19 protein-coding genes and 1 pseudogene are annotated in these 20,567 nt (G+C 36.3%); 9 read left to right on the top strand and 11 right to left on the bottom strand.

The window, feature by feature from the left end; translation table 11 throughout:
- Positions 1-364 precede the first annotated feature (364 nt).
- Positions 365-1,222 carry a hypothetical protein gene (locus ACIQ2X_RS04705; protein ID WP_396177752.1) on the bottom strand — a complete coding sequence of 286 codons (858 nt, stop codon included), beginning with the start codon at positions 1,220-1,222 and terminating at the stop codon, positions 365-367.
- A 153-nt stretch (positions 1,223-1,375) separates the two neighbouring features.
- Positions 1,376-2,599 (bottom strand): porin, encoded by a 1,224-nt coding sequence (locus ACIQ2X_RS04700; protein WP_396177751.1) that lies wholly within the window; start codon positions 2,597-2,599, stop codon positions 1,376-1,378.
- A 90-nt stretch (positions 2,600-2,689) separates the two neighbouring features.
- On the opposite strand from ACIQ2X_RS04700, the gene prmA reads away from it, so the two are divergent.
- The gene (prmA, locus tag ACIQ2X_RS04695; RefSeq protein ID WP_396177750.1) at positions 2,690-3,523 is read left to right on the top strand and encodes a 50S ribosomal protein L11 methyltransferase; all 834 of its coding nucleotides are present in this window, start codon (positions 2,690-2,692) and stop codon (positions 3,521-3,523) included.
- A 77-nt stretch (positions 3,524-3,600) separates the two neighbouring features.
- Positions 3,601-3,876 carry an ATP-dependent Clp protease adaptor ClpS gene (locus tag ACIQ2X_RS04690; RefSeq protein ID WP_396177749.1) on the top strand — a complete coding sequence of 92 codons (276 nt, stop codon included), beginning with the start codon at positions 3,601-3,603 and terminating at the stop codon, positions 3,874-3,876.
- Between the two features lie 60 nt (positions 3,877-3,936).
- Here the strand turns inward: ACIQ2X_RS04690 and ACIQ2X_RS04685 are convergent, their stop codons facing one another.
- The 3 genes from ACIQ2X_RS04685 to ACIQ2X_RS04675 form a co-directional block, all read right to left on the bottom strand.
- Positions 3,937-4,392 carry a lipocalin family protein gene (locus ACIQ2X_RS04685; RefSeq protein WP_396177748.1) on the bottom strand — a complete coding sequence of 152 codons (456 nt, stop codon included), beginning with the start codon at positions 4,390-4,392 and terminating at the stop codon, positions 3,937-3,939.
- A 130-nt stretch (positions 4,393-4,522) separates the two neighbouring features.
- On the bottom strand, positions 4,523-4,936 hold the full coding sequence (locus tag ACIQ2X_RS04680) for a DUF6691 family protein (RefSeq protein WP_396177747.1): 414 nt from the start codon (positions 4,934-4,936) through the stop codon (positions 4,523-4,525).
- 114 nt (positions 4,937-5,050) lie between these two features.
- Positions 5,051-5,608, bottom strand: a complete 558-nt coding sequence (locus ACIQ2X_RS04675; RefSeq protein ID WP_396177746.1) for a YeeE/YedE family protein — start codon at positions 5,606-5,608, stop codon at positions 5,051-5,053.
- A 106-nt stretch (positions 5,609-5,714) separates the two neighbouring features.
- On the opposite strand from ACIQ2X_RS04675, the gene ACIQ2X_RS04670 reads away from it, so the two are divergent.
- Both ACIQ2X_RS04670 and ACIQ2X_RS04665 read left to right on the top strand, forming a co-directional pair.
- Positions 5,715-6,197 (top strand): DUF4199 domain-containing protein, encoded by a 483-nt coding sequence (locus ACIQ2X_RS04670; protein ID WP_396177745.1) that lies wholly within the window; start codon positions 5,715-5,717, stop codon positions 6,195-6,197.
- A 4-nt stretch (positions 6,198-6,201) separates the two neighbouring features.
- Positions 6,202-6,657 (top strand): 2-dehydro-3-deoxyphosphooctonate aldolase, encoded by a 456-nt coding sequence (locus tag ACIQ2X_RS04665; RefSeq protein ID WP_396177744.1) that lies wholly within the window; start codon positions 6,202-6,204, stop codon positions 6,655-6,657.
- Here ACIQ2X_RS04665 and ACIQ2X_RS04660 read toward each other — a convergent pair whose 3' ends face one another.
- Both ACIQ2X_RS04660 and ACIQ2X_RS04655 read right to left on the bottom strand, forming a co-directional pair.
- Complete coding sequence (locus ACIQ2X_RS04660) at positions 6,658-7,281, bottom strand: T9SS type A sorting domain-containing protein (RefSeq protein WP_396177743.1); 624 nt, start codon at positions 7,279-7,281, stop codon at positions 6,658-6,660.
- Between the two features lie 89 nt (positions 7,282-7,370).
- Positions 7,371-7,991: a T9SS type A sorting domain-containing protein gene (locus ACIQ2X_RS04655; RefSeq protein WP_396177742.1), complete on the bottom strand. Its 621-nt coding sequence runs from the start codon at positions 7,989-7,991 to the stop codon at positions 7,371-7,373.
- A gap of 476 nt (positions 7,992-8,467) precedes the next feature.
- Between ACIQ2X_RS04655 and kdsA the strand changes: the two genes are divergently transcribed.
- The 4 genes and pseudogenes from kdsA (at position 8,468) to ACIQ2X_RS04635 (ending at position 15,958) form a co-directional block, all read left to right on the top strand.
- Positions 8,468-9,286, top strand: coding sequence for a 3-deoxy-8-phosphooctulonate synthase (gene kdsA, locus ACIQ2X_RS04650; RefSeq protein ID WP_396177741.1), 819 nt, complete (start codon positions 8,468-8,470; stop codon positions 9,284-9,286).
- A 76-nt stretch (positions 9,287-9,362) separates the two neighbouring features.
- Positions 9,363-10,148: pseudogene (locus ACIQ2X_RS04645) on the top strand (hypothetical protein); the annotation flags it as partial.
- A 535-nt stretch (positions 10,149-10,683) separates the two neighbouring features.
- Positions 10,684-15,513 carry a RecQ family ATP-dependent DNA helicase gene (locus ACIQ2X_RS04640; RefSeq protein WP_396177740.1) on the top strand — a complete coding sequence of 1,610 codons (4,830 nt, stop codon included), beginning with the start codon at positions 10,684-10,686 and terminating at the stop codon, positions 15,511-15,513.
- A gap of 196 nt (positions 15,514-15,709) precedes the next feature.
- The gene (locus tag ACIQ2X_RS04635; RefSeq protein WP_396177739.1) at positions 15,710-15,958 is read left to right on the top strand and encodes a hypothetical protein; all 249 of its coding nucleotides are present in this window, start codon (positions 15,710-15,712) and stop codon (positions 15,956-15,958) included.
- A 459-nt stretch (positions 15,959-16,417) separates the two neighbouring features.
- On the opposite strand, the gene ACIQ2X_RS04630 is transcribed toward ACIQ2X_RS04635, so the two are convergent.
- Entirely contained in the window at positions 16,418-16,615 is a 198-nt protein-coding gene (locus ACIQ2X_RS04630) for a hypothetical protein (protein ID WP_396177738.1), read from the bottom strand.
- 222 nt (positions 16,616-16,837) lie between these two features.
- Here ACIQ2X_RS04630 and ACIQ2X_RS04625 point away from each other — a divergent pair, with 222 nt between their 5' ends.
- Positions 16,838-17,170 (top strand): hypothetical protein, encoded by a 333-nt coding sequence (locus ACIQ2X_RS04625; RefSeq protein WP_396177737.1) that lies wholly within the window; start codon positions 16,838-16,840, stop codon positions 17,168-17,170.
- A gap of 556 nt (positions 17,171-17,726) precedes the next feature.
- Here ACIQ2X_RS04625 and ACIQ2X_RS04620 read toward each other — a convergent pair.
- Genes ACIQ2X_RS04620 through ACIQ2X_RS04610 form a run of 3 tightly spaced genes read right to left on the bottom strand, consistent with a single transcriptional unit; the run spans position 17,727 to position 20,410 of the window.
- Positions 17,727-18,395, bottom strand: coding sequence for a response regulator transcription factor (locus tag ACIQ2X_RS04620; protein ID WP_396177736.1), 669 nt, complete (start codon positions 18,393-18,395; stop codon positions 17,727-17,729).
- Between the two features lie 11 nt (positions 18,396-18,406).
- On the bottom strand, positions 18,407-20,125 hold the full coding sequence (locus ACIQ2X_RS04615; RefSeq protein ID WP_396177735.1) for a hypothetical protein: 1,719 nt from the start codon (positions 20,123-20,125) through the stop codon (positions 18,407-18,409).
- Positions 20,126-20,173: 48 nt separating this feature from the next.
- Complete coding sequence (locus ACIQ2X_RS04610) at positions 20,174-20,410, bottom strand: hypothetical protein (protein WP_396177734.1); 237 nt, start codon at positions 20,408-20,410, stop codon at positions 20,174-20,176.
- Positions 20,411-20,567 lie beyond the last annotated feature (157 nt).

Here is a 20,567-nt window from a genome sequence, read left to right as displayed (position 1 = left end):
ATGTGTCAAACTTATTGCTGATTGGTTGCTCCTCAGCAGAGCCAATGTCCTCTTCAGTTTGATGTGGTAATATAATTAATTTAAATTGAAAAATTACCAACTATTTTTGACCACATTACCTTTTTTTAACTACAATATTCTGAAGGGATTAAAATCCTTCGCAACGTATGGTTTGTAAGGTTTAAAACCATCCTAACTGTATCTAAAACACAGAAACGTAGAACACTGTTCACCCTTACTGTGTGTTTGCAAAGGTTTGAAATTTATAAAAATAACGTTATAATAACTCCTTTACCTAAACTCATTTGCACAAAAAAAACCCGATTGCTTGCACAATCGGGTTTTGAATTTTTTTTGATACAGATTATCTTTTGTTTTTTGCCAATACTGCTCTCAAATTTGCTTGTAATTCAGCTGGAGTAACAGTAACAACTTTCATATCAGCGCTTTTTGAACCTTTTTCAGCATCACTTTCAAAAACAAAATCTCCACTATAGCTTCCATAAACATAAGAACCATTTGCTAATTTAATGCCATAATTATAAGCCCAAGATTGCGCTGTATCAGTTGCACTAATAGCAGTTAAAGTCCAAGTAGTATCAGTAGTCACTTCTGGTGCTAAAATTTCAACCGAATTAACAAAAACTTGAGCATCTACTGTAACGTTTTCTGCAGTTATTGCACCAAAGGCGTATGCACGAAGCGTTGGTAACGTTAGTGATGTAGTACCTGGTGTTTGACGTGCTGTAAATAATACATAAACGTCATTTGGATATGTAGCTGGATCTCCAACTTCATTGTAAGTATTTGCAATAAATATATTGTTTCCCTGCATAGTCGAACCTAAGTAAGTCATAATCGATTTATTGGTAACATACGAAGTACCATTTGCAAAAATAGTATTTTGAGCAACGTTAACTGTTACCACAACAGCAGCACTTGTTAATGTTCCGTTTTTAGCTGTTAGAGTATAAGTTCCAGGTGCAGTTGGAGTAAAAGCTGCTGTAATAGAAGCAGTTCCATTAAAAAATGTAGAAGTAGCAGTTACATCTGCTCCTAAATTATCAGCAACTGTCAAGTTAACCGATTGACCTAATGTAACAGTTGTAGAACTTGCAGTTAAAGTAATAGAAGTTGCTGCTGCTGCTGCTGAATCGTCATCCGAACAAGAAACAAACATAGTTGTACTTGCGATTGCTAGAAATAAAAAGATTTTTTTCATAATAAAAATATAAGGTTTAATTAACAGGCGTAAAAATAATTTTAAAAAAACAATACTGCAAAGAAATTGGTAAATTTTTTGACACTTTTAACAAATTAGATGTTCTTTGTGTAAATATTTGCTGATTCTCTAAAAAACAGACCCATCAAAGCATCAAATGCCAATTTCTACTTGAAATCGGAAATACCAATCGTTACGGGTGGATTGATTGAAATCATAAGAAGTGTTGTACGTTACCTCCGTTTGCAATTTAAAGGTGTGTTCCCATATGTATTTGGTCAATCCCAAACTGTATTGTTTTAAATGCGGTGTAAATGGATGTATTTCGGCTGAAACATGCTGCAACGAGTACCTTCCAATAAGTTCATAATTGTTTTTAAACATATAACTCAATTGATAGTCAAAGCCATTTCCCACATACACATAATTAAATTCAGTAGCATCCAAAGGATTGAAACTTAATGCATCATCCGAAACCGAACGCGACATATAACTTGACATCAACGAGAAGCCTTGGTATTTGAGCATCGCATCAAGCAATACGGATTGCGTGGTTTTCGTATCAAACAAGTACGCCCCTAACTGGCCTTGTGTGCGTTGCGAATTATTATTTTGCTGAAAAGCACCCGAAAACATAAACTTGGCTTTTTTTTCCCGAACAATGTCTCCTTCAAAATTAGTTCCGTCCTTGGTAAAAGCACCAAACGGAAAAAGCTCTACTTTACCGGTCAAAGCCACGCCATCGTCCGCTCTTCCGGTGATGTTCCTACCTTCGCCTGTTGAAAGTGCTGCTTTCAAGTTGTACGAAAACCGATTTTGGTATTCGTTTATATTGTGTACTTGGAATCCAAAATCCCTGTCAATGGTAAATCGCGCATTGTTGATACTTCGGTCGGTGAGTTGTAAAGCACCCGACGAGTTAACGCGCTGCCGGTTTCCTGGTAATTTGGTTTGTCCAAAACTAATGTTCCAGTTTTTATTGGGACGGTAAAAAATAACGGCGTCCCGAATGATGTTCACATTTTCGCCTTCTTGGTACTCTCCCACATCGCCTGGTGCAAAAGATAATTGAATCACATATAAAAATTTTGGGTTTCCTACATAACCGTCAAATCGCAAGCGTAAACGTCTTATTTGACCATCGTAGGCGGGACTTTGCTCTTCGCTATCAAAATAGGTAACACGGCTTTGCATCCGAAAACGAATATTTAACTGGAACAAACTGTCTGGAGAGGTCAATCCCAAACCTTTACCAAAACTGTAATAGGGCAACGACGATAATTTTAAATCGTTGTCATCCTTGGATTGCTGAATACTTACTTGAGCATAATTATTCCAAACGAGAAGCAGTAAAAACGATAGCAGAACTCTTTTCATGTTTGTAAAGTGTAAATTTTGTGCAAACTTACCAATAATTATTTCAATCATCTGTTTCGTTAGTAGTACATTTGCAAAAAAAAAAGAGTCATGTCAAACATCTATTTAGCGTATCATTTTACAATCGAACCTAAAGAATTGGGTTCTGAAATTTTAATTGCCGAATTGGGCGAAAAAGCCTTCGAAAGTTTCGTGGATAGCGACTTTGGTATTGTGGCTTATGTACAAAAAGAGTTGTGGACGGAAACCATTTTAGCGGATATCGAAATTTTAGATTCCCCCGAATTTACGATTTCCTACACGGTTGAAGAAATTGCTCAAGTGAATTGGAATGAAGAGTGGGAAAAAAACTTTGAACCCATTGATGTAGATCACATTTGCCATGTTCGAGCTCCTTTTCATCCCAAAACAAAAGCAGCATATGATATTGTGATTGAACCAAAAATGAGTTTTGGAACAGGCCATCACGAAACCACGCACATGATGATTCAGCATTTGTTGGAAACTGATGTTCGGGGTTTGAAAACGCTGGATATGGGTTGCGGAACAGCGATTTTAGCAATTTTGGCCGAAATGAAAGGTGCCGAACCCATTGATGCCATTGATATTGACAACTGGTGTTACCTCAACTCGATTGAAAATGCCGAACGAAACAATTGCAAACACATTGCGGTTTATGAAGGAGATGCAGCGTTGTTAGTAGGCAAAAAGTACGACGTAATTATAGCCAACATCAACAGAAACATCTTGTTAAACGACATGCAGCAGTATGTGGATTGTTTAAACCCTAATGGAACACTATTTTTAAGTGGTTTTTACAACGAAGATTTCGATGCCATTAACGAGTCGAGTACTGAAAAAGGACTGCTTTTTGTTAAAAAATTAGAAAGAAACAATTGGATTTCTCTGAAATACGTAAATTAGCGGTGATAAAAAAATAATTAAAAGGCGTACGTCAGTACTCGAATAAAACGTACAACTTACAAACTATAACAAAGATTATGAGTACAAGAGAACAAATACTAGAGGAAGTTTCCGTTGCGGAAGCGATTGATCAAAACAACCAAATCGTATTGTATAACGATGACGTCAACACATTTGATCACGTAATTGAAACCTTAATTCAAGTGTGCGAACATTCTGCTATTCAAGCCGAACAATGTGCGATTTTGGTACATTACAAAGGAAAATGTACGGTAAAAACAGGATCTTTTGAAGAACTCAAACCGCAATGTTCGTTACTTCTAGAAGCAGGACTGAGCGCCGAATTGATTTAAAAAAAAACCTTGACCGTTAAAAAGTCAAGGTTTTTTTTTGGTTAAATTTTTTTTCAGCAATTAATTGGCTTTGGTGAAGAAAACTGTACTTGTTGTGGTAATACCTCCAACATTGTCGGTCGTTGCAATTTCTAAATTAGAAGCCGTTAGTCGCGTAATGGTGTACGTTCCTGCAAGAAATCCGCTGTTGTTTATAACAAGTGTAGCATCCGATTTGGACCAAGTTCCAGCATCGGCCATATCAATCTGGCAATCTCCACTTCCTGCAGCTTTGAAATACACGGCTTCATTAAAAACGCTTGCTGCAGCAAATTCAATATAGTTTTTATCGCAACCCGCTACGTTTTCGTTGTAGTTTTGAGTCACTGATTGTCCGTTTAATGAAACAACCGTTTTTGTTTGATTCCACTTACCATCAATTGTTGCTGCTGGACCGGCATTATCGTCGTCACTACACGAAACTACAGTCATTCCAGCCAAAACGAAGGCAAACATTAATGCTTTGATCTTTTTCATTTGTTTAATTTTAGGTTTATAATTTGAGTTGCAAGGTAAACGAAATAACTTAGCTTTATATTGCAATTTAATTGAATAATGTTATTAGATTCCATCGCCACCTACCAAAACAATTCGTTTACGTAAAAAATTAGTGAGGAAGTTTGTCTTTTAGAAGTCCGTACAAATAAGTCCCCAAAAGCGCTCCAATTAAAATAAAAACTACTGGTAAAATGCCCGCTCCCAAAAGAATAAAAATGGGCCCTGGACAAGCCCCAACCAATGCCCAACCCAATCCAAAGAAAATACCCCCCACCCAGTATCGAACAGATCCGGCTTCTTTATCAGCAATGACAATCGGGTTTCCTTGAATATCTTTTAACTTAAATCGCTTGATGAGTTGCAAACCCACAACTCCTGTAAATACGGCAACGCCAATGATTCCGTACATGTGAAACGACTGAAAGTGAAACATTTCGTAAATGCGGTACCATGAAACGGCTTCGGATTTTGTTAAAACAATTCCAAAAATAAAGCCGACAATTATATATTTTAAATAGTTCATTTTGTTGTATTTATGGTTGGCAAAAAATTTGCCTAAAAAAAAATTTATTGAAGTAAAATGTGATCTTACGAATTGAAAATACCATTCATTTGACCAACACGTTGCATTACCAATCTAAAAAATCAACGGCAAAATAAAATGAGCCATTATTAAACCTCCTACAAAAAAACCAATTACCGCCTTGAGCGAAGGAATTTGCAAATTACTCAAACCCGCAATTGCATGCCCAGAAGTACATCCACCGGCATACCGCGAACCAAATCCAATGAAAATGCCACCAATGAGCAAAATAAAAATCAGCTTGGGCGATTGAAAAACGTGATTTCCAAAAAGAGCGTCGGGAGCTAATTTGCCATCAGGTGCTTGGATTTGTAGCGTGGCCAATTGTGCGACCGTATCGGGATTCAGACTTACATTAGAGGCATCGTGCAGGTAATGAACCGCTACAAAACCGCCTAACATCGCTCCTAAAACGACCATCAAATTCCAAATTTGCGACTTCCAATCGAATTTGAAAAAATCGGTGTGCTTTCCAGCTCCTGCAAGAGTACAAAGCGTTCGGAGATTGGAAGACATTCCGAAAACTTTTCCAAAATAATTAAGGCAAATCATGATCATTCCGATAATAAATCCTGAAATGTACCAAGGCCACGTAGCATTAAGTTGTTCCATGTAAAAAAATTTCTAGCAAAAGTAAGAATATTAATCATTTTTAGGTGCAAAAGCATTCGGATAAAAATATTGGTTTAATTTTGCTGAACTAAAAACAATTTAAGGGATGAATAAATTTGCAATTGAAATTAAATGGGGCATTCGCTATGCATTCTTATGGATTTTTTGGCTGTATATCGAAAAAAGTAGCGGCTATTATGAAGCTAAAATTAGCGACCACGCGCTGTATTCTTTACTTTTTACATTTGTAACACTTTTTGTGTATTACGTCGCTATCAAAGAAAAGAAAAAAGATTTTTTCAAAGACCAAATGACCTGGAAACAAGGTTGTACGGCGGGAATTTTTTTAACGGTTGTTATCGCCCTACTGACTCCCATTTGCCAAATCATTTTTCACAAAGCTATTGCACCCGAATTTTTTCCAAACATGATTGAATATTCGGTTTCTAAAGGCAATTCAAGAGAAACCGCTACCAATTATTTCAACCTATCCAGTTACATCATCCAAAGTATTTTTGGCGCACTGTCTTTTGGTGTTGTACTCGCTGCAATTGTGGCTTTATTTTTGCAAACCAAAGTTAAAAAGTAATTTTATGAAAACGCGTTTACTTATTTTGATAGGCCTTAGTTTCCTGTTTTTTGCATGTATAAGCACCAAGTCCACGTTAAAAAATGTGGATGATACAGCTCCCAATTTGGTTGTGAACAAGCAAAATGCTTTTATCATCACAGAATTTGCAACCGACGAAAAATATGGGTACGACCAGGATTATCCCATCAATGTTTTTTATCAAACCACAGTAAATGATTCGATCAACCCCCAACGGTTTTTCAATGCGTTAACCGGCCCTAAGGGCGAAAAGATTTTTTACAAAAAAACAGGCGTTTGCTGTCCGTTTCCGAGTAAAAATTCGGTTTCAGGAGCGGCACTACTTGATGTTTACGAAGTAAAATGGGTTGGCCAAAAAACGCCCATAACGCTGTACCTCAACAGCTATGAGAAAAGTATGCTGATGGTACCGAAAGGTTTTGGACTGAAAACATTTTAATTATTTTCGGAGCATTATTTTTCTATTTACAGTACCCGACTCTGTGTGGATTTTAATAAAATAAATACCGTCCTGCAGGTGGGTTAAATCCACCTTCGAACCATCAAATTGAGATGGAGCAAATACCACTTTTCCTGAAATATCGAATACTTCAAGTTGACTTGCTGCAACATCGAGTCCCGTAAAAAAAACAGTTCCTGATGTGGGATTAGGATATATTTTAATTTCAGCCAACTCGTTTTGAGACCTGGATAAAAAGCTGTACGGCACACTTATGTTTGCAGGATTGGCAAAATTATCACATACTTGTGTAGATTGCGACATCAAAATATGGATGTTAATAGTGTAGTCCCCAGGAGTGGAAAGCGGAATAAAAAAATTGTGTGTAAAATACAAAATGGGTAGTGTGTTGTCAAACCAATAACAAACATCTAGCTCAATAACGTTGCCAGTGATGGTGTATGAATTACTGAGTAATCCCGCTCCATGACCCGTACCTGTTTGTAAATTTATATTAATACCATTGGCAACTGTGGTGGTTTGCGTGCTTAGAATTTGCATAAACTGACTGTGAGCCTGAAAATTGAAAAGCGATAAAAAGAAAAGAAGTAGTGTTTTTTTCATAATTTTTGATTTAAGGTCGGTATTAATAAAGGGCTTTTTGATTCATCCTTTTTTTGCATTCCATAACAACGTTTTGAGTGTTGTTTTAATTATTTCTGTATCACAATTTTCTTGTTTATCATGCCTTTATCAGTATCGAATACAACCAAATACATGCCGTTTGGCAAATCGCTCAAATCTAATGTTTGAGAAAATGACACTTCATTTTTAATGTTTTTACCTAAAATATCGAACACCTCTACCCGATTTATATTGGCGTCAAGCCCATTAAAATGAATAATACCCGAGGATGGATTGGGATAAATGTTGAGCTGATTCCGAGCATAATTTTCCGAAGATAAATGATTGTATTGAAGAAAAAAGGTATCGGCATTGGCAAAATTATTACAAACTTCCATTGATGACGATAGCACTAAACTTACATTAAGGGTATAAGTTCCTGGCGTTTCAAGCGGAATGGAAATAACATCGGTAAATGTTAACACGGGAGCCAAAACGTTAAACCAATAACACAATTCAATATCAATCACATTCCCTGTAACGGTATAAGAATTACTTAAGAAACCCGCACCGTTAAGACTGGTAGTTTGAATGGTGACATCAATCGCATTATCATTGGTTGCAACAGTTACATTATTAATTTGCATTGTTTGACTTGTTGCCAAGTTTGAAAAGGCTATAAAAAGTAGCACTAGTAGTATTTTATTCATATGTGTAAAAGTGATTTTTTAGCGGTTATATAGGGTATCGTTTTTATTTATTGGTGTTTATCTCACAATAGTATAGATTTCATCGGTGTTCGATGACCCGAGCTTGCGAACTGGCGAAGCATTTTCAATTGCTTGCGCGAACATGTGGTTAATAGCGATTTCATAACGTATTAAAATTTAAACCCAGACCTCTAATGTCATTAACATAAACGGACACACCCACCTTTCAACCAAGGAGGACTTGAGAGCGCTACTTGAAGAGGTAAATCAATCCCATTTATTGCCTACTTCATATTCATTACTGAATAGCATTGAGCACACATTAGAAAAAATTTAAAGCAAAAAGCTATTATCCTATCGTAAAAATACAAAAAAAGCAGTTAGAAAAGCACACTTCTGATTCATAAAATATTAAGTCAAACTTCAGAATTTGTTTACCAAATCTTAACTATCTTTGCACCATTAAATTTTTCCCTATGAACTTACAACATATTCCAAAAATAAAACACTTAGAAAGCGACAACTTTTTTCTTTTGGCCGGGCCTTGTGCTATTGAAAGCGAAGATATGGCACTGCGAATTGCAGAAAAATTAGTGGGAATTACCAACACATTACAAATTCCGTTTGTTTTTAAAGGTTCGTTCAAAAAAGCAAATCGTTCTCGAATTGACAGTTTTTCGGGCATTGGCGACGAAAAAGCCCTACGTATTCTACGCAAAGTTTCTGAAACATTCGATGTACCCACCGTTACCGACATTCACACCAATGAAGATGCCGCAATGGCTGCCGAATATGTAGACGTATTACAAATACCCGCATTTTTAGTGCGACAAACCGACTTAGTGGTGGCTGCAGCCCATACAGGAAAAGTAGTCAACTTAAAAAAAGGACAATTTATGAGTCCCGAAAGCATGAAACATGCCGTACAAAAAGTATTGGATTGCAACAACCAAAACGTGATGGTTACCGACCGTGGAACGATGTTTGGCTATCAAGACATGATTGTTGATTACCGAGGCATTCCTACCATGCAGCAATATGCTACAACTGTTTTGGACGTGACCCATTCGTTGCAACAACCCAATCAAACGGTAGGTGTTACAGGCGGAAGACCGGACATGATCGAAACCATTGCCAAAGCAGGAATTGCAGTTGGCGTAGACGGCATTTTTATTGAAACCCACTTTGATCCTGCCAATGCCAAAAGCGACGGAGCCAACATGCTCCACTTGGATTACTTTGAAGATTTAATGAAAAAGTTAGTTGCCATCCGACAAACAGTTCGTAATTTTTAACCCCAAGCCAATTCATTTTGATTTTAAAAACAGCTTTTAGCAGCTTTTTTTTTGTGCTGTTTCATCCCTCGTTTTAGCGCAAAATACAGCTGTAAATCCCGAAAAATATACCGCACACAATAAAGGAAAGTTTTTCTTTTCGTGGGGCGGCAATTCTGATAGTTATTCCAAATCCGACATTCGATTTAAAGGAGATGGCTACGATTTTACAATTTACGACGTAACCGCCCGTGACAAACCCAAAGGCTGGCACATCGACTACATCAATCCTGCCCGAATGACCATTCCGCAAACCACTATGCGTTTGGGTTACTTCATTTCCGATCATTATAGCATCACCTTGGGAGTCGATCACATGAAATACGTAATGAATCAAAATGAGGCAGTCAACCTATCAGGAACCTACCCGAATGCAGGAAGCTATGGCGAATTATTACCCAACAATCAAGTGTTGCTTACCGAAGAATTTTTGATGTTCGAACATACCGACGGACTCAATTACTTACATACCGAAGTTTCCCGTTTTGATGATATTTCTAAATTTTTATACCTTCCAAATACAGACATAATTCAAGTCAATATTACAGAAGGTCTGGGAGCTGGAATTTTATATCCCAAAACCAATACAAAGCTTTTGGGACGTGATCGGCACGACGATTTTCATTTGTCAGGATATGGAATTTCGGCAAAAGCAGGTTTAAACATCACTTTTTTCAAACATTTTTATATCCAAGGCGAATTAAAAGGAGGTTATATCAACATGCCCGATATCCGAACCACAAACAGTCCCACCGACAAGGCTTCGCAAGACTTTATGTTTCTGCAGAAAATCTTGCAAATTGGAGGTATTTTTAAAATATAAACCCCTTTTTAATGTACAACAATCGCTTTTTTTTCATTGAAAAGCGATTGTTTTTATACCTTTTTTTAGGAGTTGTACCTGTCCCGATTGCTATCGCGAAGCTGTACGCTGTTTGCCTATGAAAAATCGAGGGAGTATCCCGAAACTTCGGAACCCTCCTAAAGCAGCATTCCCAGGAATCAGAAAGAACATCTTCAACTCAAAAAGAGTAACCACTCCAACCGAACATTGTACAAACAAAATAAAAATTAAATACAACCAATACTACAGAGGTGATATAGAAATAGTAACAATTCATACAATAGTAGCCTTTTACTTTTATTTGGGACTGGATATGGAATATTATGCTGTTGGATTAAAGGTTGTGAATTGATTTTTGGAAATAGTCACTGTTTACGTGTAGAAATTAGCTGCGTATTGCTTTTTTTTTTATCATTGTATTAAATTACTACTAATTTTTTGCAGATATAAAAAGTAGCGGTTAATTAAAAAGGTCACTAACTAATAATAACTATACAACAATAATTACTACTGATTGGAGAACTACTACTCAATAGCATTCATAGACACCGAAATCGAACCTCAGAGGGGAACCATTCTTGACATAGGAAGTGTTAAAGATAACAGCAGTTGGTTTCACAAAAATTCGGTGTCTGAGTTTATGCATTTTCTCAACGGAACAAAATTCATTTGCGGACATAATATTTTCAATCACGATATAAAATACATTGACAAAGCGTTGCATGAAGCAGGACTCAAAGACGTCAAGATTATTGACACTTTGTTTCTTTCTCCGTTGCTTTTTCCAACAAATCCTTATCACGCTCTTTTAAAAGATGATAAGTTGCAATCAGAGGAAAGTAACAATCCACTGAACGACTCCATTAAAGCAAGGGATTTGTTTTATGATGAAATTACTGCTTTCAAACGAGCCGATAGTACGCTGCAACAAATTTTTTATTTATTGTTGAAAGATGTAAAAGAATTTCAATCGTTTTTCTGTTTTATAGACTATTTATGCACAAGTACGTCCATTGAGCACCTCATTCGAATCAAATTCCAGGACGAAATTTGCGAACAAGTAGATTTGACAAATATAATTGTAAAACATCCAATTGAACTTGCTTACTGTTTGTCCATCATCCATTCCTTCATTCATTACAAAAAAGTACACTCGATAACGCCTCGCTGGGTTTTAAAGAATTATCCCGAAGTAGAACAAATAATGTTCCGTTTGCGCAATAAACCTTGTGTAACAGGTTGTGTATATTGCAACGATGCTTTAGACCCCCACAAGGGATTAAAAAAATTCTTTGGTTATGACTCATATAGAAGTTACGGAGGGGAGCCCTTGCAAGAAAAGGCTGTAAAAGCAGCGATTGACAACAAATCGATATTAGCTGTATTTCCTACTGGTGGCGGAAAATCAATTACATTTCAAGTTCCGGCATTGATGTGTGGAGCCACTTCAAAAGGATTAACCGTTGTGATTTCACCACTGCAATCCCTAATGAAAGACCAAGTTGATAATCTCGAAAAAATCGGTAGTACAGATGCCGTAACAATCAACGGTTTACTAGACCCCATTGAAAGATCCAAATCTTTAGAAAGAGTAGAAGACGGTTCGGCTTCAATACTGTATATATCGCCTGAGTCACTGCGTTCAAAAACCATTGAGCGTTTGATTTTAGGAAGAAAAATTGCCCGATTTGTTATAGATGAGGCACACTGTTTTTCATCCTGGGGACAAGATTTTAGAGTCGATTATTTGTACATTGGGGATTTCATCAAGTCCATCCAAGAAAAGAAAAATTTGGAAGACGGCATTCCTGTTTCGTGTTTTACGGCTACCGCCAAACAAAAAGTAATTGAAGATATAAGCGCCTATTTCAAAGAGAAACTTTCTTTAGACCTTGAGCTCTATACTTCTAAAGCATCACGATCAAACCTGCACTACAAAGTATTTGAAAAAGGCGATGAAGAAGATAAATATCAAAGCGTTCGTGATTTAATTGAAGAAAAAAATTGTCCGACAATCATTTATGTATCAAGAACAAAAAAAGCATTCTTACTGGCAAAACGATTGTCCACAGATGGCTTTAGTGCAAAAGCCTATCACGGAAAAATGGATAAGCAAGAAAAATCTGAAAATCAGGACGATTTCATTACCGGTGCCACACAAATCATGGTGGCGACATCTGCATTTGGGATGGGTGTTGATAAAAAAGATATCGGAATGGTTATCCACTATGAAATTTCAGATTCACTTGAAAACTATGTTCAGGAAGCTGGCAGAGCCGGACGAGATGAAAACAGTACCGCGGATTGTTTTGTGTTGTTTAACGAAGAAGATTTGAGCAAACATTTTATTCTTTTAAACCAAACCAAACTGTCCATCAAAGAAATCCAGCAGATTTGGAAAGCAATAAAAGATATCACAAGATTCCGATCAACGGTTTCAAACTCCGCTTTAGAGATTGCAAGAAAAGCAGGATGGGATGATAATGTTGTAGAGATTGAAACACGGGTAACAACAGCTATTGCCGCGTTAGAAGATGCGGGCTATTTGAAACGAGGTCAAAACATGCCAAGGATTTTTGCCGACAGCATTCTCTCAAAAAACGCACAGGAAGCCATCGATAAAATTAACGCTTCGGAACGATTTGAAGAACAACAAAAAGAAAAAGGGGTACGAATCATCAAAAAACTTTTTTCAAGTAAAAGCAGAAAAGCGTCCAATGACGAAGTAGCAGAATCGAGAATTGATTACATCAGCGACCATTTGGGGATTGTAAAAGAAGAAGTGATTAATATCATCCGTTTGCTGCGTGAAGAAAAAATTTTAGCCGACGCAAAAGATTTGACCGCCTATATCAAAAAAGGAGAAAACAAAAATCGTTCGCTTTATACCGTTGAAACTTTCAGCAAAATCGAAAATTTTTTGCTTCCTTTTATCGAAGAACAAGAAAAAGTACTTTCTCTAAAAGAACTCAATGAAGAAGCGTATACCATTGGTTTATTAGACGTTAGCATTAACAAAATCAAAACCATTTTAAATTTTTGGTCTATTAAAAATTGGATTAAACGCAAAAATATAGATTCCAAAAGCCATGTTGCTGTACTTTCTTTGCACCCCATAGTATCTTTGAAAGAGAAACTAGAGAAAAGACATGTTCTAGCCCACTTTATTATTGCGTTTCTTTATGAAAAAAGTAATATCATTGCTGAAAAAGACGATGCTACAAAAGAAGAAGTATTAGTTGAATTTTCTGTTCACGAGCTCAAAGAGGCATATGAAGCAAGTGTAAGTATGTTTAAATTAGACATCGTATTGGACGATATTGAAGATACACTGTTTTATTTATCAAGAATCGAGTCCATAAAAATAGAAGGGGGATTTCTGGTGGTATACAATCGTTTGACCATCGAACGAACAGAACAAAATAATAAAAAACAATATACAAAAGACGATTATCAAAAGCTACATCAATTCTACGAAAACAAAGTCCAGCAAATTCACATTGTGGGTGAATATGCCAAGAAAATGATTGATGATTACAAGAATGCTTTGCAATTTGTAGAAGATTATTTTAATTTAAACTATACTTCGTTTCTCAATAAATATTTCAAAGGAAGCCGACAAGATGATATTAAGCGAAATATTACACCTACTAAATTTAAACAACTTTTTGGAACACTTTCGCCTACGCAATTAAAAATTATAAACGACAACGAAACAAAACACATTGTTGTTGCTGCTGGTCCAGGAAGCGGAAAAACCAGAGTTTTGGTACACAAACTGGCATCCTTGCTTTTAATGGAAGATGTAAAACATGAACAATTGTTGATGATTACTTTTTCAAGAGCAGCTGCCACAGAATTTAAAAAGCGTTTGCTTGCCCTCATCGGAAACGCCGCCTACTTTATTGACATAAAAACCTTCCACTCCTACTGTTTTGACTTGCTAGGCAGAGTGGGCAGCTTAGAGAAATCTAGCGAAATTATCAAAAAGACCATTCAAAAAATAAAAAACAATGAAGTCGAAACGAGCCGGATAACAAAAACCGTTTTGGTGATTGATGAAGCACAGGATATGGACAGCGATGAATTCGAGTTGATCCGCACTTTAATGGAGCAAAACGAAGAAATGAGGGTAATTGCAGTTGGTGACGACGATCAGAATATTTACGAATTCAGAGGAGCGAGTTCAAAATATCTAGAGCAATTCATCCAAGACAACAATGCGGTCAAACACGAATTAGTAGAAAATTACAGAAGCAGCATTAATCTCGTCGATCTTTCTAATCAGTTTGTAAAAAACATTTCAAGCCGTCTGAAACAAACGCCAATCATTGCCATGCAAAGTTACGATGGAAACATAAAGATTGTGCATTATCAAAGTGGAAATCTCATTAATCCATTGGTCGCCGATATTTTATCCACCGGACTCTCGGGAACCACTTGTGTGCTTACCAAGACAAATGAAGAAGCGCTACAAATTACAGGGCTGCTTTTAAAAAACAATATACAAGCAAAATTAATTCAGTCCAATGACGCCTTCAACCTTTATAATCTGTATGAAGTTCAATACTTTTTAAGTCTACTGCATTTGACGGAGGCTATTATTATCATCGACGATCTTATTTGGTTAAATGCAAAACGAGAGTTGGTGAACAAGTTTCGCCACAGTACCAAATTTGAGATTGTAGCAAATATCATCAAAGATTTTGAATTTATAAACCCAAAAAAGAAATACAAATCCGATTTAGAAATTTTTATTCGTGAATCAAAGTTAGAGGACTTCTTCAAGGAAGGCGGCGAGACGATTTTTGTTTCCACCATCCATAAAGCAAAAGGAAGAGAATTTGATACTGTTTTTCTGATGCTCGAAAACTACAATCTCGCTACAGATGCTGCCAAACGACAACTCTATGTAGCTCTAACGAGAGCCAAACGAAATTTAGTAATTCATCAAAATACTTCTATTTTTGATAACTTCACAACTCAAAACGTAGTGCGAAGTGAAAACAGAGAAAACCACCTACCACCAAATGAATTGGTCATTCACTTGTCGCTTAAAGATGTTTGGTTGGATTATTTCATCCATAGACAAGCTCTAATTTCGAAACTTATAAGCGGGGACGTGCTGACGTTAAATGGAGATGAATGCTTAGACAGCAATGGAAAATCGGTTTTGAGATTTTCAAAGCAATTCATGAATCAAATTGATACGATGAAGACGAAAAACTACGAATTGAAAAGTGCCAAAGTAAATTTCATCGTATACTGGAAAAAAGAAGAAACCAAAGAGGACGTGAAAATCATTTTACCTGAACTTTATTTTGAGCGAATGAATAATAAGTAGGTTTATACGAACCGCTAGAATCTGCCAAATCAATATTCACTGCTGTTCGAAGACGCTGTTACGTTCTTTGAGGACTCTAACTGCGAATGGATTGAAACCAATAAACTCCGAAAACAAAAAAGCATTGCGAAGTATATTCCCGACGTTCGTATCCTCCGACCTTGTAGCCTTTTCAATTCAACTTACAGAACATTAAATGCTAGCTTCTACTTTCCAATCAACTCCCAACTTCACAAAACAAACCAGCAAGGCAACTGTTTTTTATGGAACTGTACCGGAAGAAGCCAGTTTGAGAATTGATCGCGAACCAAACCTTGACGGTAATAAATGCGTCTCCCCTTTTTCATCTCGGATTCTTGAACTAATTATGAGAGCAACTCAACTTTTTTACGGCGAAATTTTACGCATCAACGATTACAAATTGAATATAGAAAAACAAAAATGACCCATTAAAAATCACTATCATCCGAAAGTTTAAAATAAAAAGTGCCTGAGATTCCCTTATTTTTATTTTGCGAAAAATAAAAATAATTTTGTGGCACTCTTCAGCCGAAAAAAAATATCAAAAAGCCCGTTATTCGGCAAATTATTGACCTTGTTCCTCGATGGATGATTGAATCCTGTGCAAAAAAACACCTTCTGGGGTTTCCATAGTTTACTAAATGTGTTTAATTTTTAGCCAACCTATTTTAGGACGGTACCTACTGTTAATGTCATCCTAAGTTTGTAAAAGGAAAATCTTAAAAAATTTTATACATTTATTTCAACAGAAGAAAAAGAAAGATAAAAGCTAAATTTTGTCATTATGAACATTTTAGAAAAACTGAAAACCAGTTGTATGAAGCACTAATTCAAAAATACACTGGAAAAAATCAACATTTTTTTAAGAAATCAAACCGCAATTTTACAGCAAACTAATGTATTGAAATGAAATCAACAATGATTCCAATGATTCTTTCAGTAACTTCAAGAACAGCCGCAAATACTGTACTGCTGAACTCAAAAACCAGAAACAAGCGCTGGCACTAATGCCGAGTTCTACTCGTATTATAAAAAAAGTAACACTTTTCTCGTCTAAACCTTTTTCCTCTTTGGCATACATACTATCAAACTAAATTTAGACAGCCATCATTTACAAGTCGATCATCGATTTTCAACTTGTACATCTCAACAGCCCGATTGTGGACCTCATTTTAACACTGTATTACAATTAATTTTGTCTCTAAAAAAGCAAGTTTTTATACATTTTTAAAAAAAATTAAATGTTAACAAACTATAAATGTTAAATATTTTTTTTTAATTTTATACTTTAACATCTAGTACAATGAGATTTACTTTATTAGTAATAACGATATTATTAATTTTTCAATTTTCTTACGCACAATTTGACGGACCTGAACCACCACCTGCAATTCCTTGTCCAGGGCCTCAGCCACCGCCACCAACAGGTGGTCCATGCGAAATTTGCAACTATCTTATGGAATGGAATCCATACACGTGTGAATATATTGAAGGGCAACTTTATGATGAATGTGTAGAAACTAATTGTCCTCCCCTTGTACCTGTATCTTCCAATATATCGCTGCTTTTTGTAATGGCTGTTTCACTCGGCATTTTCTATAGTAAAAAAAAACTCGTTTGTCAGACGGATTTTTAATGATCGCAAACAGGTTTGATTTTTAATTTCAGCTATGCCGGCTACCTGACCATACACTACCACTGGAGTTGCACCCGCAAAAATTCCTTCTGCTGAAACAATAATACCGTTAACCCAAACATCCCAATCCGAATCTAAATTCTTTTTCAGAAGTTTCTTTTTGGTATGGAGCGAATGCTTACTTCATCCATTAAAATTAAAATAATTCCCGAATCTAAAAGAAATTCAAACACCTGAATTCGATTAATAATGCAATCCCAAATGATTGGGTATTTGATGTATCAAATCTAATTGCTTTTTTTTCTGGCAAAAACTGACATACTATCCAAAAAAAATAGGAGCATAAATAAATTTACACTCCTAAAACTACATTAACATTGTATGGCTGAATTTACCAAAATTATTTGATGATTAAAATTTACAATCATCCCATGCAATGATTGCTCAGATTTAATCTCATGGCTTTTACTTTTTCAAAAATAGTAGCTCTAAAAACAGTTGTGTTACGGTTTCCCGTAATTGGACGAACTATTTTAAAAAAGTTTTTGCAACAGCATTAAATTATCCCCAAATCTTTGGCAATGGCTATCAAATGCACCGAATTATTGGCCTGAAAATATACTTTGAGTTTACCTAAATGTTTTTCAATAGAACTCTTACTGTGGGGAGAAATGCCTTCTTGCTTCAACAGCTGTTCCATCTGCTCCTGAGAAACGCCAAGAGAAAGTTTTTTGAGTAAAATAATGTCGTATGTATCAATTTCAATCGTTGCTTTTTCTTGTATTTGCAAATAGAGTTCGGCCGATACATTGTTTTGCCGACCAATAAATGCATTTTGAACAGCCGTTTTTAAATCAAAACTGGTATTTCTGCCTTTTAAAACATAACCGTCAATGCCATAATCATCAAAAAGCATCTTGATCCGGTGCGATCGGTCTTCTATCGAAAAAACAATTATTTTTAAATCTGGAAAGAGCTCTTTTGATTTCTCCACCAATTCTTGACCAGAGTTCAATTCATTTATTTGATGGTCGGCCTTAAACGACAAGTCGCTAATAAGTAAATCATAGGGAACTTCATCCAAGGCGGCTCTTTTCAATTTCAGTATTGCATCATCACAGTACTTGGTATAATGCACTTCTTTCACTCCCAAATCTTTTAAAACTTGGGCCGCACCCAAGTCATTAAAATCAATATCATCAGCAATTAAAACTTTTGAAAACATAAAAACGGCATTTAAATAGGTATAACAATCTCAACTTTAAACCCTCTAGGGCTCGAAAAGTCAAAGGTAAGGCGTCCTTTAATTGCTTGAATACGGTTTTCCGCATTTTGCAAACCATTTTTCAAAATTGTTGCATTTGTACAACCCACTCCGTTATCGGAATAGGAGATATTTATGTGTTTCAGACCCGCATCAAATCCAATCACAACAAATGTTGCCTGACTGTGTTTTTTCATATTCACCATCAATTCCTGAAGCACACGCTGCAAAGCAATTTTTTTATCGTCGGAAATTTTGACCCAATCAATCGGATTGCCCTTTTTGATAATCACATTAATGTCCGAACTTTTATAGCTATTCAACATTTCTTTTAAATGAATAAAAAACGTTTCGCCTGTATCAATTGGACTGTTTTCCTTCGAAATATTTCGGGTTTTATGGTAAATCTGATCGAGATGATCCAAGAGTTTTTCCTTTTTGTCGCTATTCATTAAATCTTGTGTTTCGGCAAAATTCATTGTATAAAAAACGTCATTGGCGAGTTCATCGTGCACCATTTTGGCAATGCGTGTTTCAGTTTGATAGCTGGCTTTTAAACGCTGATGCGTATTTTGACCCTTGTAATAATGTATGAGGTAAATTATCAAAAGCGCTAAAAGCAACAAACCAAAACCCATCAAATAATTTTGCAATTGCTTCTTTTGCAATTGAAGTGCAAGCTCTGCTCCTTCTGTTTTGTATCGCAAAGCTTTAACCGTTGCTTTTTGTGCATCGTATTTGATTTTTGCAAACTGGTTTTTGGCTGTATTCCGTGCCAAATTTAAGCTGTCGTTGAGTGTGGCATATTGAATTGCAAAAGGGTTTACACCTACTTTATCATTATAACGCATCAAATAGTCCAATGCTTCCAAGCGCTCGTCAACACTATTGTGCTTGGTTGAAAGAGCATATGCCTGGCGGGCATTTTCAACTGCTTTAGATGGATTATTAACTTGATAAAAATCGGCCAAATGCAGATAACTCATAATACTACCGTAGGTATCGTTCGCTTTATTTCGGAGTGCCAGTGCCTCATTTAGCATAGGCAAACCAATGTTCGGTTGGTTGTTCTTAAAATAAGCATATCCCAAATTATCGATAATCCGGGCTTTTTGCTCAGGTAAGCTGTCCAAAAACGCCGCATCCGAAAACGGTTTTAAAACAGCTATGGCTTTTGTGTTTAGGTGCTGTTCGGTGTATATAGTAGCCATATTATTGGCCAAGATGGATTGCCGTAGCGAATCTTTGGCAAGTGGCATCAATTGATTATAATAACGAATGGCTTCGTCATAATGTTTTACTTCTTTGGCGGCAATGCCAAATAAATTCAACGCAGCCAAATGATATTCTGAATGTTCTTCTAAGAACGGCAAAGCTTCTGTCAACGTCTCTTCGCTATTGGCATAATCCCCAGAATATTGATAAAGTTGTACCATTGCCAACAAATTATAAGTCATATAATCATAATCCTTGCTGAGTTGGGCTAGCTCCTTGGATTTGTTAAAGTAATAAAAGGCACTATCGTAATTTTGACTGGCTTGAAAAGCCCCCCCTTTGTCGGCATAAAAGGAAATCAAAGTGTCACTAGAAGGTGCTACTGCTTCCGTTACTGCGTCAAAATTCTTGTCCTTTTTTTGACAAGAAAAAGCAAACAAGAGTAGGATAAAAGCAAAAATCGGGGAACGATACATTGTCTGTACTTTTCCCCGAAATTACTATTTAATTACAAATTACCACCACTAATTTATTTTTTTTGGCGGTTTTATTGGAAATACGCCATCTCCAGGTCCTTCCCCCTCTCCGATAGTAGTAGAATTGTCCGACGGAATACTGTCCCGGCTTGCAAAGCTGGCATTTTCAATAGATTCCGTAAATCGCTCTGGTTTTAACGCATTTTCGTTAAAAGAATCAACCTCGCAAGAAACAGCGATCAAGCCAACGGCACTACACAAAACAGTGCAAATAATTTTTTTCATAATTGTAAATTTTAAAATGAGACATAGGAAAGGCGCTTCGATAGGTGCTATCAAGTGAAGTTCAATCGCCAAACCTTGTGGTTTACCTTGTATTGCGGGAAGTGGAAGTGTTAGGTTGCAGTATCATTTGATTACTTCCCAGAAAAAAACGGTTCTG

Source organism: Flavobacterium sp., from assembly GCF_044368625.1.
GTDB lineage: Bacteria > Bacteroidota > Bacteroidia > Flavobacteriales > Flavobacteriaceae > Flavobacterium.
The sequence above is the reverse complement of the archived record's forward strand: the minus strand, read 5'-3'. Positions and strand labels throughout refer to the sequence as shown.

Bases quoted from the DNA above. Each gene is read 5' to 3' on its own strand.
- ACIQ2X_RS04705 (WP_396177752.1), bottom strand. From the start codon at position 1,222: ATGAAAAAAATCTTTTTATTTCTAGCAATCGCAAGTACAACTATGTTT.
- ACIQ2X_RS04700 (WP_396177751.1), bottom strand. From the start codon at position 2,599: ATGAAAAGAGTTCTGCTATCGTTTTTACTGCTTCTCGTTTGGAATAAT.
- prmA (WP_396177750.1), top strand. From the start codon at position 2,690: ATGTCAAACATCTATTTAGCGTATCATTTTACAATCGAACCTAAAGAA.
- ACIQ2X_RS04690 (WP_396177749.1), top strand. From the start codon at position 3,601: ATGAGTACAAGAGAACAAATACTAGAGGAAGTTTCCGTTGCGGAAGCG.
- ACIQ2X_RS04685 (WP_396177748.1), bottom strand. From the start codon at position 4,392: ATGAAAAAGATCAAAGCATTAATGTTTGCCTTCGTTTTGGCTGGAATG.
- ACIQ2X_RS04680 (WP_396177747.1), bottom strand. From the start codon at position 4,936: ATGAACTATTTAAAATATATAATTGTCGGCTTTATTTTTGGAATTGTT.
- ACIQ2X_RS04675 (WP_396177746.1), bottom strand. From the start codon at position 5,608: ATGGAACAACTTAATGCTACGTGGCCTTGGTACATTTCAGGATTTATT.
- ACIQ2X_RS04670 (WP_396177745.1), top strand. From the start codon at position 5,715: ATGAATAAATTTGCAATTGAAATTAAATGGGGCATTCGCTATGCATTC.
- ACIQ2X_RS04665 (WP_396177744.1), top strand. From the start codon at position 6,202: ATGAAAACGCGTTTACTTATTTTGATAGGCCTTAGTTTCCTGTTTTTT.
- ACIQ2X_RS04660 (WP_396177743.1), bottom strand. From the start codon at position 7,281: ATGAAAAAAACACTACTTCTTTTCTTTTTATCGCTTTTCAATTTTCAG.
- ACIQ2X_RS04655 (WP_396177742.1), bottom strand. From the start codon at position 7,991: ATGAATAAAATACTACTAGTGCTACTTTTTATAGCCTTTTCAAACTTG.
- kdsA (WP_396177741.1), top strand. From the start codon at position 8,468: ATGAACTTACAACATATTCCAAAAATAAAACACTTAGAAAGCGACAAC.
- ACIQ2X_RS04635 (WP_396177739.1), top strand. From the start codon at position 15,710: ATGCTAGCTTCTACTTTCCAATCAACTCCCAACTTCACAAAACAAACC.
- ACIQ2X_RS04630 (WP_396177738.1), bottom strand. From the start codon at position 16,615: ATGTATGCCAAAGAGGAAAAAGGTTTAGACGAGAAAAGTGTTACTTTT.
- ACIQ2X_RS04625 (WP_396177737.1), top strand. From the start codon at position 16,838: ATGAGATTTACTTTATTAGTAATAACGATATTATTAATTTTTCAATTT.
- ACIQ2X_RS04620 (WP_396177736.1), bottom strand. From the start codon at position 18,395: ATGTTTTCAAAAGTTTTAATTGCTGATGATATTGATTTTAATGACTTG.
- ACIQ2X_RS04615 (WP_396177735.1), bottom strand. From the start codon at position 20,125: ATGTATCGTTCCCCGATTTTTGCTTTTATCCTACTCTTGTTTGCTTTT.
- ACIQ2X_RS04610 (WP_396177734.1), bottom strand. From the start codon at position 20,410: ATGAAAAAAATTATTTGCACTGTTTTGTGTAGTGCCGTTGGCTTGATC.